This is a genomic window from Paenibacillus tyrphae (assembly GCF_027925525.1).
GTDB classification, from domain to species: Bacteria; Bacillota; Bacilli; order Paenibacillales; family NBRC-103111; genus Paenibacillus_G; species Paenibacillus_G tyrfis_B.
The window spans coordinates 116145-129327 of sequence record NZ_BSDJ01000011.1 but is presented as its reverse complement, the minus strand read 5'-3'; the positions used below and the strand labels follow the sequence as shown (position 1 = coordinate 129327).

Genomic DNA, 13183 nt, shown 5'->3' with positions numbered 1-13183 from the left:
AACGGCAAACCTTTATCATTGTAACACTTTTTTCGAGCGGTTTCCTTATATTTTGTGTTAAATATTTGATACATCTTTTTTATAAGCGTCGAAAAGAATAGTTATTTGGAAAATTAACCATGCGCGGCCGCGAAATATGTAAAAAGCGCATCTACCCGATACTCTACGTACCGAAAATAGATGCGCCGAACGCAATTCCTGTTAATAATAAGTCGGGTTGGCCGGCGTTCCCGCCCGAGGCTCCCGCTCCGCTTGCTTTAAAAAACGCATTTCGTTTCCGGTAAAACTGCACACCATGCATTGAATGGTCGGTTCGGTTTCGTCGATGCGCTGCGGTTCGGCCACCTCTTGGACGGTTCCGGAAATCGCATCCTTGATAAAAGGCTGGGAAAAGCTCGAGATCATACTGAATTTGATCCGGTTGGAACGGCAGTTCGGACAAAAGTAAGGTTTTTCCTGCATCTCCTGATCACCTCATCGAGTATTTTTGCCAATTGTTGATTTTTTATCCGGAAACGTCCTGGATCGGTACGATTCGGTTGCGCTGGACAAGGGGACATATTACAATACAGGTAAGTTATAATACGGCAGATAAGGAAGCACCTTTCGCCATGAATCGACATGGGAGAGGTGTGTTTATTTATGTACGGGAAAGTGGTAAGCGCTTGTCTGCATGGCGTGGACGGAAAGCTGGTCGAAGTCGAGGTGGATCTGAGCAACGGTTTGCCGCAAATGATGATTGTCGGGCTGCCCGATGTGGCCATCAAAGAATCGATGGAGCGCGTTCGGGCCGCAATCAAAAATTGCGGTTTTACGTTTCCTTTACAGCGGATCACGGTGAATCTGGCGCCGGCGGATCTGCGCAAAGAAGGCTCGGCCTTCGATCTGGCCATCGCCCTCGGCATTCTCATGACAAGCGGGCAACTGCCGGACGAAGCGCTAAGCGATACGTTGATTATCGGGGAGCTTGCGCTGGATGGTTCCGTCCGGTCGGTCCCCGGCGTCTTATCGATGATCGCAACGGCCCGGGAACACGGAATAGCGCGTGTGATCGTACCGGCGGAAAATGCGGAGGAAGCCGCTTGGATCGGAGGGTGCGACATTCGCTGCGTACAACATCTGAGTCAGTTTCGGCGGTCCGGGGGGAATGCGGATGCAGCTGTTGCTGGTGGAGCAGAGGAATTAAATGCCGGGCCGATGGAGTCTCTCGCAGGAAACGGGTTATTGTCCGGTTCTAAAACTGATGTGTCTCGGGAAACGAGTAAAGCGGAGGACGATTATGCGGACGTCAGCGGTCAGCTCCATGTCAAGCGGGCGCTCATGATCAGTGCAGCCGGCATGCACAACTTCATACTTATCGGTCCTCCGGGGACCGGCAAGACGATGCTGGCCAAAAGACTCCCTACCATTTTGCCGCCCATGAGCGATTCGGAGTCGTTGGACGTCACGAAAATTTACAGCGCTTCGGGAAAATTTGCCGACCGGCGGCAGCTTATTCGAGAACGACCGTTTCGAATGCCCCACCATACCATTTCCGCCGGTGGGCTTGTGGGAGGCGGGGGCATTCCCAAGCCCGGAGAAGTAAGCTTGGCACATCGCGGCGTACTTTTTCTGGACGAGCTTCCGGAGTTTTCCCGCGTCGCCTTGGAAGTGCTGCGCCAACCGATGGAAGACCGGTTCGTGACCATCGGCCGCGCACGGGCCGTTTACCGCTTTCCAGCGCACTTCTTGCTCGCGACCTCGATGAATCCGTGCCCCTGCGGGTACTGGGGGGCGGCGAGCGATCAGCAAGGCTGCGTATGCAGTCCGCTTAAAATATCGCATTATCGCGCGAAAATTTCCGGGCCGCTCTTGGACCGGATCGATCTGCACGTCGAAGTGCCGAGAATCGAGTATAAGGACTTACGCGGGCCGCGGCAGCCTTTGTCGTCTGCCGAAATGCGCACCGCCGTGGAGCGGGCGCACGACATCCAAAAGCGCAGATACGCCGAGGCGGGCATTCTGTTTAACAGTGAGCTCAACGGCAAAAAGCTGCGGGAGCATGTCAAGCTGGACCCTCCCTCCGCGCAGCTGCTGGAGCGGTCGTTTGCAGCACTCGGTTTGAGTGTGCGAGCGCATGACCGGATTCTGAAAATCGCGCGAACGATCGCCGATCTGGAGGGGCAGCCCGAGATCCGGGAAGATCATGTGGCCGAGGCGCTGCAGTATCGGGTGCTCGATAAAAAAATAAATCCGCATACGCTTTTCGGTTAAAAAGCGTTGCGGATATGTTCAAGCTCCCGGACGGCGCCTGTCGGGTCCGTTTGGATCGAGATTACGTCGAAACGGACCTGCTTATCCTGGAGCCGCTGCATATGCATATACACTTGAGCGGTCTCCATCACCTGCCGCTGCTTTCGCGCGTTGACCGACTCCTGCGGCGTGCCGAAAGCCCCGCCTATGCTGCGGGTCCGTACCTCGATAAAAACCAAAATCTCGTGATCCTCGGCAATCAAGTCGATTTCGCCAGTCCGGCAGCGCCAGTTTCGGGCACGGAGCTTCAATCCTTGCCCCTGCAAGTGATCGGCCGCCGCCGCTTCACCGAGGGCTCCGAGCTCCTTGCGGCTCAGCCGGGTTTCCTTCATCGGACATCGCTCCTCCATTCCTTGGCTCGTTGATCCGAACGGTAAATATAACTAAGCACCTCAGCGACCAGTTTATAGAGCTCCGGCGGTATTTCTTGATCCAAGTCAAGCTTGGACAATACTTCGACAAGGGAAGCGTCTTCCTGAATCGGAACGCCGCTTTCCTTGGCTTTCTCCATAATTTGCTCGGCGACTCTGCCCTTCCCTTTGGCGATCACCTTCGGGGCATCCGACATTTCGGGGGCGTACTTCAGGGCCACCGCTTTTTTTAACCCGACTGGTTTCTCCTTCATATCCGAATGTCCATTCCCTTATACGGTTTTTGCGAGTATGCGTTAGGCAGCCGGCCGGCTCCGGGATGGTTAAGGGTCTCGGCAAAAGCCGAAACGGCTTCATTGCCCTCCTGAACGGCTTTTGTCGGATACGGGCTGTATTTCATCGATATAAATTGATAGCCAATGGACGCAAGTCCGGCCGAAATCTCCTCTTTGTGCGCTTCCAGCAGCTCCTGCGTAAAAGGCGAATCGTTATGAACATGCAGGCTGACAATGTTATTTACGACCTGCACGTCAACCATGGTATCTCCAAGCATTTTCATGCGCAGATCAAACACAAGCCGACAGTTGCTGGCGTCCAGGCTGCCATTTTTACCTTTGCGCGATTGAATATGGACCGCAGCCGTCTGTTCGCCGCCGGAATGCATGATCGGCACAAACAGCGTGAGATGAGAAAGCATCGCATTCCGGTCGGCGCTTAACATGAGCTGCTGTCCGGTAATTTGCTGCACCGCCTGCTGGGCCGCTTCCTTCAAGCCTTGCGGAGCATCGGAAGCCTGCGACAGCTGCATCAGCAGGCTTTTGAGCGTGTCTGCCGATTTGGCAAAGTCGGCTTGCGCGCCGGCTGATGCGTGAGACAATCCTGACTGCGGAGCATCCGGCATGGTCCGCTCCAGCAGCTTCATCGCTTGATGCTCATGCTCGATGCCAAGCGTTTTCATAAGGCGCCCGATTAAGTTGCCGCCCTCTTGCGGCGCTTGTACCGGCTGCGCCGCTGCTTGCGCTCCCGCGCTTGCTCCCGCTCCCGGCTGCGCAGCTGCCTGCGCTCCCGCGCCTGCGCTCGCCCCCGGCTGCGCCGCTGCTTGCGCTCCCGCGCCTGCTCCCGCTCCCGGCTGCGCCGCTGCCTGCGCTCCCGCGCCTGCGCTCGCTCCCGGCTGCGCCGCTGCTTGCGCACCCGCGCCTGCGCTCGCTCCCGGCTGCGCCGCTGCCTGCGCTCCCGCGCTTGCGCCCGCCCCCGGCTGCGCCGCTGCTTGCGCTCCAGCGCCCGCGCTCGCCCCCGGCTGCGCCGCTGCCTGCGCTCCCGCGCCTGCGCTCGCTCCCGGCTGCGCTGCTGCCTGCGCTCCCGCGCCTGCTCCCGGCTGCGCCGCTGCCTGCGCTCCCGGCTGCGCCGCTGCCTGCGCTCCCGCGCTTGCGCCCGCCCCCGGCTGCGCCGCTGCTTGCGCTCCAGCGCCTGCGCCCGCGCCCGGCTGCGCCGCTGCTTGCGCTCCCGCGCCCGCGCTCGCTCCCGGCTGCGCCGCTGCTTGCGCTTCCGCGCCTGCGCCCGCTCCCGGCTGCGCCGCTGCTTGCGCTCCCGCGCCTGCTCCCGGCTGCGCCGCTGCTTGCGCTCCCGCGCCCGCGCCCGCTCCCGGCTGCGCCGCTGCTTGCGCTCCCGCGCCTGCGCCCGCCTGCGCCGCTGCTTGCACTCCCGCGCCTGCGCTCGCTCCCGGCTGCGCCGCTGCTTGCGCTCCCGCGCCTGCGCTCGCCCCCGGCTGCGCCGCTGCCTGCGCTCCCGCGCCTGCGCTCGCCCCCGGCTGCGCCGCTGCCTGCGCTCCCGCGCTTGCTCCCGCTCCCGGCTGCGCCCCAACCGGCGTCCCCTCTCCACCGTCGGGTTTCACCCCGATCAGCAAGCTCGCCGTATCGCGAAGCTGTTGAACAAGCTGCCGCACGGTTTGCAGCAGCTCGCGGCTTTGCGGCGACAGCGAAGCGTTCCCTTCCAGCTCGCGTCCTGCAAGCTGTCCAAGCTGATCCAAAACCTCATGAAACGGCGGACCCTGCACCGCCTGCCGCACCGATGCGACCGTCTCCGGAGTCAGCGGCAGTCCTTTTTGAAACGCGATGACCGCCGAAGAAAGCCATGCTTCTTGCGGCATATTCGGAGGCATTTGAGCCTGCAGCTTCGCAAATGCCTGTACATTCTCCTTCGTCAACGCAACTCCGGCCTGATTCAGAAGCTGCACCAACTGCCGGTTGGCCGGAGAATCGGAAAGTCCCATCGTTTTCACGATATCCGCAAGCGATCCGTCCGATATTTGCACGTTCGACTGCAGCGGCTTAAGGACCACCTGTCCGCCCGACGATTCCGGTTGGACTTGAAGCATCGTCACTTCCCCCGGCTTCAACGGCGCTTCGAGCTGTGCCCGCACCTGCACCCCGCCGATATTGACCAGAGCCTCTTGCTCCGGTCCAACCTGAAGCACCATGCCCTTCACCACTTGCCCGACCTTGAGCTCCAAAGCTTTCGGTTCCGCCGCCTGCGCGTCGCCCGTCAATCCCCGGATCAATCCGCTGATATTCATCGCTGCCGCTCCTTCCATCTATACAAATAAAGCCGGCCTGGGCACCGCTTGTACGTCTCCCTGCCGGCTGCATTTCCGGTTCACTATATATATCGGCTAACCGCCGGGCTTTTTTCAGCGCAGACTTGCATCGACTAGAACAGCACCTGCTGTTCGTAAACGATGTTTCTTAGAAACGTTTTGCGATGCATCGCCGACGGACCATATTCCGCCAGACGCTCCCGATGCACTTTTGTCGCATATCCTTTATGTATCGCAATGCCGTACTCCGGAAATTTCATATCCCATTGCAGGCACATGCGGTCCCGTGTCACCTTCGCTATAATGGAAGCGGCTGCGATCGACTGGCTTAAGGCATCGCCGTGTATAACGGCAAGCTGCTCCACGTCAGCATCGACCTTCTCGGCATCGACAAGCAGCGAATCGGGAACGGGGTCCAGCTGTTCGACCGCGCGTTTCATCGCGAGCCGTGCCGCTTGCTTAATATTGATCCGTTCGATCGTTTCGACGTCCGCGACCCCGATGCCGATAGACAGCGCCTCCTGCCGGATCACATCATATAACGCTTCCCGCTTCTTCTCGCTTAACTTCTTCGAATCGTCGACGCCTTCGAGCACCAGACCTTTTGGCAAAATAACCGCCGCAGCCACCACATCGCCGAATAAGCAGCCACGTCCGACCTCGTCAACTCCGGCCACTAGCGTCCTTCCCCGACCCCAGAGCTCTTGTTCGTATTCCAGCATTTCCTCACCCGCATTTCCTGCGTCAAAATTCGACCTTGGCGATTCGCCATGATGTTCCATTATACCGCAGGATTCGGGAGCTGCCTATCCCCTTACGCATAAAACCGCGCATTCAAGCTTTTTCTCGTCTCGTCCAATAAATGTAAAATCATTCTTTTCCCTTCTGCCGTCAACGTATAGTACTCTGTGGAACGACCCAGATCCACGAACAAACGGTCGTTATTATGAGCAAGCCAAAAATACAGCGGATGCTCTCTGCCATCCTTCAAGCTCAGGGCAATCGACATATCGGGGGGACGACTGCCCAGCTTGGCCGTTTCCGCAGTCGCTTCCTGTATCGCTTCGAGAAACTGTCCGATCGTATCCCGAGAAACGATCGAACCTGTATTGCCCGACGAATCGGTAACGATCAGGCTCGCAATATCCTCCGCCCGAATATGATAAGGCTGGCCCCAAGTCCGTTTTCCGACGGCCAAATCTTTTCCCGCCTCGTGATTGCAAGCACTGAGCAATCCGATGCCGAATAAAGCGGCGGCAACGGCCATCCGCATCCGTATTTTCCACTCGTTCATTCCGTTCATTTTCTCACGCCTTTCAGCAGCTCTATCTATAAATACAGGACGTCGCACCCAACCGTTTTGTTTCTTGTCCCCAACCAAAAATTTTCAAGGGTCTGTCCACTACGACTATGACTGCCCCCAAAAAACAAAAAGGACCCGATTACGGAGAACCATAATCAAGTCCATGAACTATGCTATGCTGCATGAAAAGAGAACAGAATAACAATAAAAATACATATTTTTGTATAAATATCCGTTGATTGTTATAAAAACTCCTAGACGTGCAAAATCATCGCTTCATTATAATTGCGCATCATCTGGGACACCGTTACCAATTTGTAGTTATTTCCAGTTAAATGCGGAAGCAGCATCTCGATCGCTTGTACCGTCTGGCTGCGGTCCTCGTCCGGATCGTCTCCGCTGCCGTCGTGAAATAAAATAATATCGCCTTTTTGCAGTGTTTCCAGCACCCGCTCCACAATCGTATCTGCACCCGGGAGACTCCAGTCCTTCGTGTTTTGATGATCCGGCCAAATAACCGTATGGAGCCCGAGCCGATCGGCCGCCTCGACGGTATGCTTATTGAATTCGCCATAAGGAGGGCGAAACAAAGAGGGTACTATTCCTGTAATTTCTTGAATAATTCCGTTCGTCGTTTCCAGCTCGTTATAAACATCCTGCCTTTCGCATGCAGGCAAAGCAGGGTGGCTGTACGTATGGTTTCCTATTTCATGCCCTTCTTCGACAATCCGGCGAAGAAGATCCGGGTATTGCTTGGAATAGGAACCGATGACAAAAAAAGTGGCATAAGCTTGGTGCTTCTTAAATAAATCCAGAATTTGCGGAGTATAGACCGGATTCGGACCGTCATCGAACGTGAGCGCGAGCTGTCGTTCCCGTGAAGGCAATTGATAGATGATCATCGGAACTCTCCCTTCCAAGAGGAAAATAGCAAGGAGAGGCGTTCGATTCCTCTCCGAAAGCACAAGGTCCTCGGGTCGGATCGTCGCTAACGTTTAGATGCCATCGCCGACTCGGATAATCGTTTGTATAAGATGTTGCCTAATTCCTCCGCGACCCGGTACACGGCCAGTATACTTTCAACGTGGGTTTCAAGAGCATCCTGGTTCAATAAAGGGCCGATGACAAAGCCGTTATCTACTCCCTCAAGCTCGTAAGAATTCGGCCGCAATTGGAATCCCCGCAAGGAAGCGTTCGATTTAAAATGATTTTCGCGCGCACGCAAATTATGAATCAACGGGGAATCCGTCCGGTTCACACGTCCCGCTCCGGTGCAGTTCACCACGATATCTGCCGTCAGTTCGATTTTCCCTTCAAGACCGTCCGCTTCAATATACAACCGCCGGTCCGCTCGGCTGTCGATTTGTTCAATTTTTGCCTGCGTGGCGGTGACCAACCCTTCCGCAACAAAGCGGGCAGCGATCTCGATATACTCGCGTGCCGACGGACGCTGGCCGCCTAATGTCAGAGCTTCGTTCTCTTCCCCTTCGAATACGCCGCCCGGCAAATATCCGCTCGAGGAAACGACATTGATGCTGCGCACGGCAGAGAGCAGCTCCGCACGGTTCGACAGAAAATAAATCGCCTCAATCGCAGAAGCGTTCGAGCCTGCGACCAAGATGTCCAGCTTCCGGTCGAACGCTTTGGCGCGCTTCGCAACCGCCTGTTCCAGACCGGCATAGGCATCCTCATACAAGTCGTGGATGTACCCCTCGTCCACGCTCAAGCCGAAGCTGTTGCTGCGCGGAATGCACCCCGTGGCCAGCACGAACGCCCGGCTATGAAAGCTTGAGTCGTCAGCCAGCCGGATCGTAAAGCCGGAATCCTCCGGCTCAACATCCGTTACCTCTCCTGTCATGAGCCCGACCTTGGCCAAATTCCGTTCTTCCGCCAGCTGCACCGTTTGGCTAAGCAAGCGCTCGACGTAGAAGCCGAACAGCTTCCGGGGCACATAAAGCTCGTCTACCTGTCCGCTTTCGAGCTGCTCTTTATAGCGAAATATCCAAGCCTGCAGCAATCGATCTTCATGGTGCACGCCTTCGTGGACCAGTTCCTTATAATGCAGCGACAGCCAATCCCGAAACTCTTTCGGCGTCGATTGGTCAGCCGGTTCAATCAGCAAAAAACCTGACGGGCTTTGTTTCCCGTAAGGAATCCCGCGCCCGAATTCGCCGAAACGGTCAATAATCAAGATTTCGACCGGCTTTTCTCCCGCTTCCTTGCCTGCTTCAAGCAATCGGTTTAATATCTGAATGACCACACGGCTTCCCGACAAGCCTCCGCCAGCGACAACCAAATCGGCATGATTAAGGTTTATCATCGCTTCTCTCCCGCTCCTTTTCTAACTATCTTTGCCACGCAATCTGTCGATATAAATTCCCGGATTCGACCCTTCGATATCGATAGCGCCTACGACCCGCGCATAGAACGGAGCCGCCTCCTTGGGGCCGCCGATAACGGCATAGGCGTAGCCCATATCCGCCATGGCATGCAAGCAATGCAGCAGCAGCGCTTTGCCTACCTGTCCGCCCCGATAAGCTTCGCCCACCCCAATCGGACCGAAAAAATTCCGGTATGTTGCTTCGTAGCAAGCAAACCCGATAATTTCGCCGTCCCGGGTGGCGATAAAGCTGCTGACCGGAGAATTGGAGAACGTGACGTCGCATTCGCTCATCCAGCCTTTGCTGAAATTGGTTTGCACCCATTCCAGCACCTGATTTTTTTCATAAGCTCTCGGACGACGCACCAGGATGCCCTTCTCGCGCAGTGCGTTATTATAATCCTCCAACGAAGGCAGCTCATAAAGCTTCACTAATCTGTCCATCATTTCCACGATCGCTTCACCTCAAAATCATTTTCAATATTACATCGCCGAATACGTCTGCTCGCGCGTCTCAACCGTAACAAGGTTCCGAACCCATTTGCCTTGCCGGATGCGGTAAAGCGTCATGCACGCCTTCACAAGATCTTCCATAATGACCAGAATAAAAATTTGCGGCAAGCTCCACTTCAAGACGAATGCGCCCACTAAAGCAAGCGGAATGCCGATCAGCCATTGTCCGGTAAAATCAATCACCAATCCCGCCTGCAAATCTCCTCCGCTGCGCAGCACCCCGCTGATCCCAACGGCATTGATCGTTTTCAGCCAAAACGTGAGCGCCATGATCAGATACACTTGGAACGCCGTATCGATTAACGAATCGTCGATCGCCCCGTACAACCCGATAATCGGGCGGTAAAACAACAACAGCAGCGAACCAAGCGCCAACGACAGCAAAAGACTGATAATGATCATCCCCTTGGCCTGCTCAATTACCGCATTAAAGCGCTGTTGTCCAAGAGTATGCCCCAGAAGCACGGCTGTCGCCGTTGCGCATCCTTGTTCAAAAGCGGCACTGAACGAATCGACGGTCGCCATCATCGACATAATAGCTAACGCTTCGGTCCCGATCTTTCCGTAAATGACATGATACAAGAAGATACCTGTAGACCAGATGAAGCCGTTAACGGTAGCCAGCACGGATATTCGGACAAACTGTACTAAGCGATCTTTACTGATATAACGGATGAAATCGTTCGGAACGAACGCCAGGGGGTGTTTTGTGAAGTAAATCATTGCGGTGAGCAGCAAAGCCTCCGCCACACTGCTGATCAGCGTAGCATAGGCAGCCCCCATGATGCCGAGCTGGGGAAACCCGGCTTTTCCAAAAATAAGCAGGTAGTTGAGCAGTACATTCAAGGTGACGCCTCCGATGCTGAAGTACATCGCTGTGGAAGCTTGTCCGATAGCTCGAAGACCGACGCCAAACACATTGACAATCGCTAAAAAAATGACGCTTAACGAAATGACGCCCAAAAACTTCGATGCGATATTGGCAAGATGGCTATCGGAAGCGGCCAGCCCCATAATGACCGCCGGATTGGCGGTAAAAAAGAGCAGAACCGGTAGCACGACAAGCACAAACGCCATTCCGAAACTAAGTCCCAGAACTCCTTTGACGCCGGAAAGATCGTTCGCTCCCCAATATTGGGCGGCCAGAACGCCGCAACCGCTGCTGAGGCCGACGAGCAGCACAATCGAAATCATCATCGCTTTGCTGACAATACCGACCGCAGCTACTTCGGTTTGTCCCAGCGTTCCGACCATAAGGACATCCGACAAATTCCGCGACGACAACATAAGCACCTGAATAATGACAGGAATCGCCGTCGCAATAAAACTGACGAAAAATGCTCTTTCAAAGCCAAAAAGCTTTTTTGTTTTCATTCCAGTTCTCCCTATCGTATGTCTGTTCATCCTTTCGCCGACTGTTTTGTAGAGATCGGCGAAACTTTATCGCCGTCACTAGTTCTCGTATTCCCGCTAAGCACTCACTCCTTTTATGGTTTATTCTCCATCTCCGGTTTCCCCTAACCTCCATCAGGGAAACTTTTTCTTCTAATCCAATAAATAGCAAGCGCCATTTATTAAATGGATATTATCAGATTTTTCCCATTGGATCAATAGGTTTTTATGCATTTAAATTGTATAATTTTTACGAAGAGAACCGTTGTTCATCGAGGATTGAAAATTAGAAAAGCCTCTTGCGCCATCACGCAGAGGCAGACTCTTGAAAAGAAAAACGGGCTTCTTTCGGTCAAAAAATCGGCAGTACATGGAAAAATACATTCGGCGAAGCAATTCGAAAATAGTAGCTGCTCCAGCCCGCGCCTTTATTGTTAAAACGATTGCGCTGGCCGAATACCAACCGCTCCTGTTCCAATTCCTCAAGTTTATCGACTCTGCCCTCCGCATAATCCAGCAGTCGCGACCCTGCGCTCTCCAGCCTCGTCAGAACGCCGCCATACCGGATATCGAGCACTTCCCAGCCAAAAGGCTTATACATCGCATGCCATTGGTTCCGATGGGCGATCCGCAGCGCGTTGACGCGCCTGGAAAGCTCGGGAAGCACATTCAGGGCCGCATCTCTAAGCTTTTCCAGTTCACCGTTGTCGTAAGCCTGCTTCAGTTCGATGCCCAATTGACTTTTTAACGCCAGCACCCTGCACAATAGTTCCGGCACCTCGAACAAATAATCAAGATCCGCCTCGGGATTGCGCTGCTCATGAATCGCTTGTTCCAACTGCGCATAATGCTCCGACAGCTCTAATCCCTCGATCTGCTTGTCGAACAACCCCAATAGCACATCCTGCCACAGCAAAAACTTGGACGGATTGCTCTGCTCCGTATTGTCCGGCATGCTCCCCGGCGTTTCATCCAAATATTTCAGGTTGAGGAACGCCTCCGCATCAATGCCTGTACAAAACTTCACTCTTTGATGCACCTGCTCCGTACTCACTTCCTCCGCATAAGCATGTTCCGCATACAGCTGAATGCCGAGCAGCGCATTGAAGTGGTTATTTTCCATGCCATCGTCGCCCCACATGGCCGCATGCACCTGCATCACGCCCTCTTTTTTGCAGGCTTTCAAGGCTGCGTCGGACGTTCTCAAAGAAAGACCGTAGTTCGTGCCGAAGCAATTCCACGTCCAGATGCCGCCAAGGAAAATCGGATTTTGACCCCGGCCCAATTGACGATGAAGATCAATCAGATACGAATAGTCCTTTTCTTCCGTATGGAAAAAGTCCCAATAAACTAACCGTACGTCGCTCGGAATCACGCTTATCATTTCCTTGGGAAGCTCCACGTTTTTCACGAACACGTAATGATCGCCATGGGCCTTGGAGGCCATCTTCAAGAACATATCTCCGTACATGCACGGCTCCAAGTCGAGCTTGTGCGCAATTTCGCGCACCTTGGACAAGTGCCGGATCATCACGTCGAACCGGTCCTTGTAACCGAAACGGTCCAGATATTTCCCCCTTCCCAGCTCCTCTGCTTCGTCCATGCCAATATTCACCTTTTTACTGCGAAACGGAGCCGTTGCGGCTGCAAGCATTTTCTCAATCAGCTCGTACGTCGGTTCGTATTCGGACAGCAGTACGCCTCTCGTGTCCCGGTAGTGCGCCGCCTCCTCCCATTTCAAAAACTCCTCCAAATGCGCGTAAGTCTGGATGCTGGGATAAGCTTCGATACCAAAGATGTCGGCGTAGTCGTCAATCGCTTTCAACTCGGCGAACGAATATCTCCCCCGCATGTAGCCGAAATAAGGCTCGCCTTCCAGCTCATACACGTCTTCCATGTAAAGAACCATCGAATTGAGCCCCATCAGCGCGAGCTTGCGGATCCATTGTTTAAAACTGTCTACCGTCAATACCGCATTACGGGACAAGTCGAACTGCGGCCCGATCGCATCGAACTGCGGATGCTCCTCGATATGGAACGATTCTTTCACGCCGTAATGCTGAATAAACAATCCTAAAGCGCGAAAAAATTCATGCTTTTTTCCATAGCGGATCGTTCCTTGCCCTTGATCCAGACGAACCTCCAGCACATTCGGCGTCCGCTCCACACGTACCGGAATTCCGTCATCCGACAGCGTAAACCGCAATTCCTCCGCCAACAGCCCGATCCCGGCAGACAACTCCTCCGTTTGCCCTTCAAACTTTATTCTCATCGCTTATCCCTCCAAACTGGTATGGAACCAAAAAAATATTGATATGTAACATTATTACGTTTATTAT

At 54.5% G+C, this 13183-nt stretch carries 12 protein-coding genes; 1 reads left to right on the top strand and 11 read right to left on the bottom strand.

The genetic code is table 11. The features are described 5' to 3' along the window. Positions 1–201: 201 nt before the first annotated feature. Positions 202–462, bottom strand: coding sequence for a hypothetical protein (locus QMG93_RS15380; protein WP_216793961.1), 261 nt, complete (start codon positions 460–462; stop codon positions 202–204). A gap of 180 nt (positions 463–642) precedes the next feature. Between QMG93_RS15380 and QMG93_RS15375 the strand changes: the two genes are divergently transcribed. After that, complete coding sequence (locus QMG93_RS15375) at positions 643–2253, top strand: YifB family Mg chelatase-like AAA ATPase (protein WP_281937879.1); 1611 nt, start codon at positions 643–645, stop codon at positions 2251–2253. On the opposite strand, the gene QMG93_RS15370 is transcribed toward QMG93_RS15375, so the two are convergent. The 10 genes from QMG93_RS15370 to QMG93_RS15325 all read right to left on the bottom strand — a co-directional run bounded on the left by QMG93_RS15370 (position 2250) and on the right by QMG93_RS15325 (position 13116). Beyond that, positions 2250–2624, bottom strand: a complete 375-nt coding sequence (locus tag QMG93_RS15370; protein ID WP_281937877.1) for a YraN family protein — start codon at positions 2622–2624, stop codon at positions 2250–2252. The genes QMG93_RS15375 and QMG93_RS15370 overlap by 4 nt on opposite strands. Beyond that, on the bottom strand, positions 2621–2917 hold the full coding sequence (locus tag QMG93_RS15365) for an EscU/YscU/HrcU family type III secretion system export apparatus switch protein (protein WP_054972431.1): 297 nt from the start codon (positions 2915–2917) through the stop codon (positions 2621–2623). The genes QMG93_RS15370 and QMG93_RS15365 overlap by 4 nt, the downstream gene beginning before the upstream one ends. Then, positions 2914–5235 carry a hypothetical protein gene (locus QMG93_RS15360; RefSeq protein WP_281937874.1) on the bottom strand — a complete coding sequence of 774 codons (2322 nt, stop codon included), beginning with the start codon at positions 5233–5235 and terminating at the stop codon, positions 2914–2916. The genes QMG93_RS15365 and QMG93_RS15360 overlap by 4 nt, the downstream gene beginning before the upstream one ends. Before the next feature lie 134 nt (positions 5236–5369). Next, positions 5370–6038 carry a ribonuclease HII gene (locus QMG93_RS15355; protein WP_281937872.1) on the bottom strand — a complete coding sequence of 223 codons (669 nt, stop codon included), beginning with the start codon at positions 6036–6038 and terminating at the stop codon, positions 5370–5372. A 32-nt stretch (positions 6039–6070) separates the two neighbouring features. After that, positions 6071–6559 (bottom strand): hypothetical protein, encoded by a 489-nt coding sequence (locus tag QMG93_RS15350; protein WP_281937871.1) that lies wholly within the window; start codon positions 6557–6559, stop codon positions 6071–6073. Between the two features lie 254 nt (positions 6560–6813). After that, positions 6814–7461 carry a polysaccharide deacetylase family protein gene (locus tag QMG93_RS15345; protein ID WP_281937869.1) on the bottom strand — a complete coding sequence of 216 codons (648 nt, stop codon included), beginning with the start codon at positions 7459–7461 and terminating at the stop codon, positions 6814–6816. Between the two features lie 86 nt (positions 7462–7547). Then, entirely contained in the window at positions 7548–8879 is a 1332-nt protein-coding gene (locus tag QMG93_RS15340; protein ID WP_281937867.1) for an FAD/NAD(P)-binding protein, read from the bottom strand. 21 nt (positions 8880–8900) lie between these two features. Next, positions 8901–9386 (bottom strand): GNAT family N-acetyltransferase, encoded by a 486-nt coding sequence (locus QMG93_RS15335; RefSeq protein WP_281937865.1) that lies wholly within the window; start codon positions 9384–9386, stop codon positions 8901–8903. A gap of 36 nt (positions 9387–9422) precedes the next feature. Next, a complete protein-coding gene (locus QMG93_RS15330; protein ID WP_281937863.1) occupies positions 9423–10826 on the bottom strand; it encodes an MATE family efflux transporter in 1404 nt (467 codons plus the stop codon). Between the two features lie 370 nt (positions 10827–11196). Further along, a complete protein-coding gene (locus QMG93_RS15325; RefSeq protein ID WP_281937862.1) occupies positions 11197–13116 on the bottom strand; it encodes a beta-N-acetylhexosaminidase in 1920 nt (639 codons plus the stop codon). Positions 13117–13183 lie beyond the last annotated feature (67 nt).

Coding starts and splice junctions, on each gene's coding strand:
- QMG93_RS15380 (WP_216793961.1), bottom strand. CDS start 462: ATGCAGGAAAAACCTTACTTTTGTCCGAACTGCCGTTCCAACCGGATC.
- QMG93_RS15375 (WP_281937879.1), top strand. CDS start 643: ATGTACGGGAAAGTGGTAAGCGCTTGTCTGCATGGCGTGGACGGAAAG.
- QMG93_RS15370 (WP_281937877.1), bottom strand. CDS start 2,624: ATGAAGGAAACCCGGCTGAGCCGCAAGGAGCTCGGAGCCCTCGGTGAA.
- QMG93_RS15365 (WP_054972431.1), bottom strand. CDS start 2,917: ATGAAGGAGAAACCAGTCGGGTTAAAAAAAGCGGTGGCCCTGAAGTAC.
- QMG93_RS15360 (WP_281937874.1), bottom strand. CDS start 5,235: ATGAATATCAGCGGATTGATCCGGGGATTGACGGGCGACGCGCAGGCG.
- QMG93_RS15355 (WP_281937872.1), bottom strand. CDS start 6,038: ATGGAACATCATGGCGAATCGCCAAGGTCGAATTTTGACGCAGGAAAT.
- QMG93_RS15350 (WP_281937871.1), bottom strand. CDS start 6,559: ATGAACGGAATGAACGAGTGGAAAATACGGATGCGGATGGCCGTTGCC.
- QMG93_RS15345 (WP_281937869.1), bottom strand. CDS start 7,461: ATGATCATCTATCAATTGCCTTCACGGGAACGACAGCTCGCGCTCACG.
- QMG93_RS15340 (WP_281937867.1), bottom strand. CDS start 8,879: ATGATAAACCTTAATCATGCCGATTTGGTTGTCGCTGGCGGAGGCTTG.
- QMG93_RS15335 (WP_281937865.1), bottom strand. CDS start 9,386: ATGATGGACAGATTAGTGAAGCTTTATGAGCTGCCTTCGTTGGAGGAT.
- QMG93_RS15330 (WP_281937863.1), bottom strand. CDS start 10,826: ATGAAAACAAAAAAGCTTTTTGGCTTTGAAAGAGCATTTTTCGTCAGT.
- QMG93_RS15325 (WP_281937862.1), bottom strand. CDS start 13,116: ATGAGAATAAAGTTTGAAGGGCAAACGGAGGAGTTGTCTGCCGGGATC.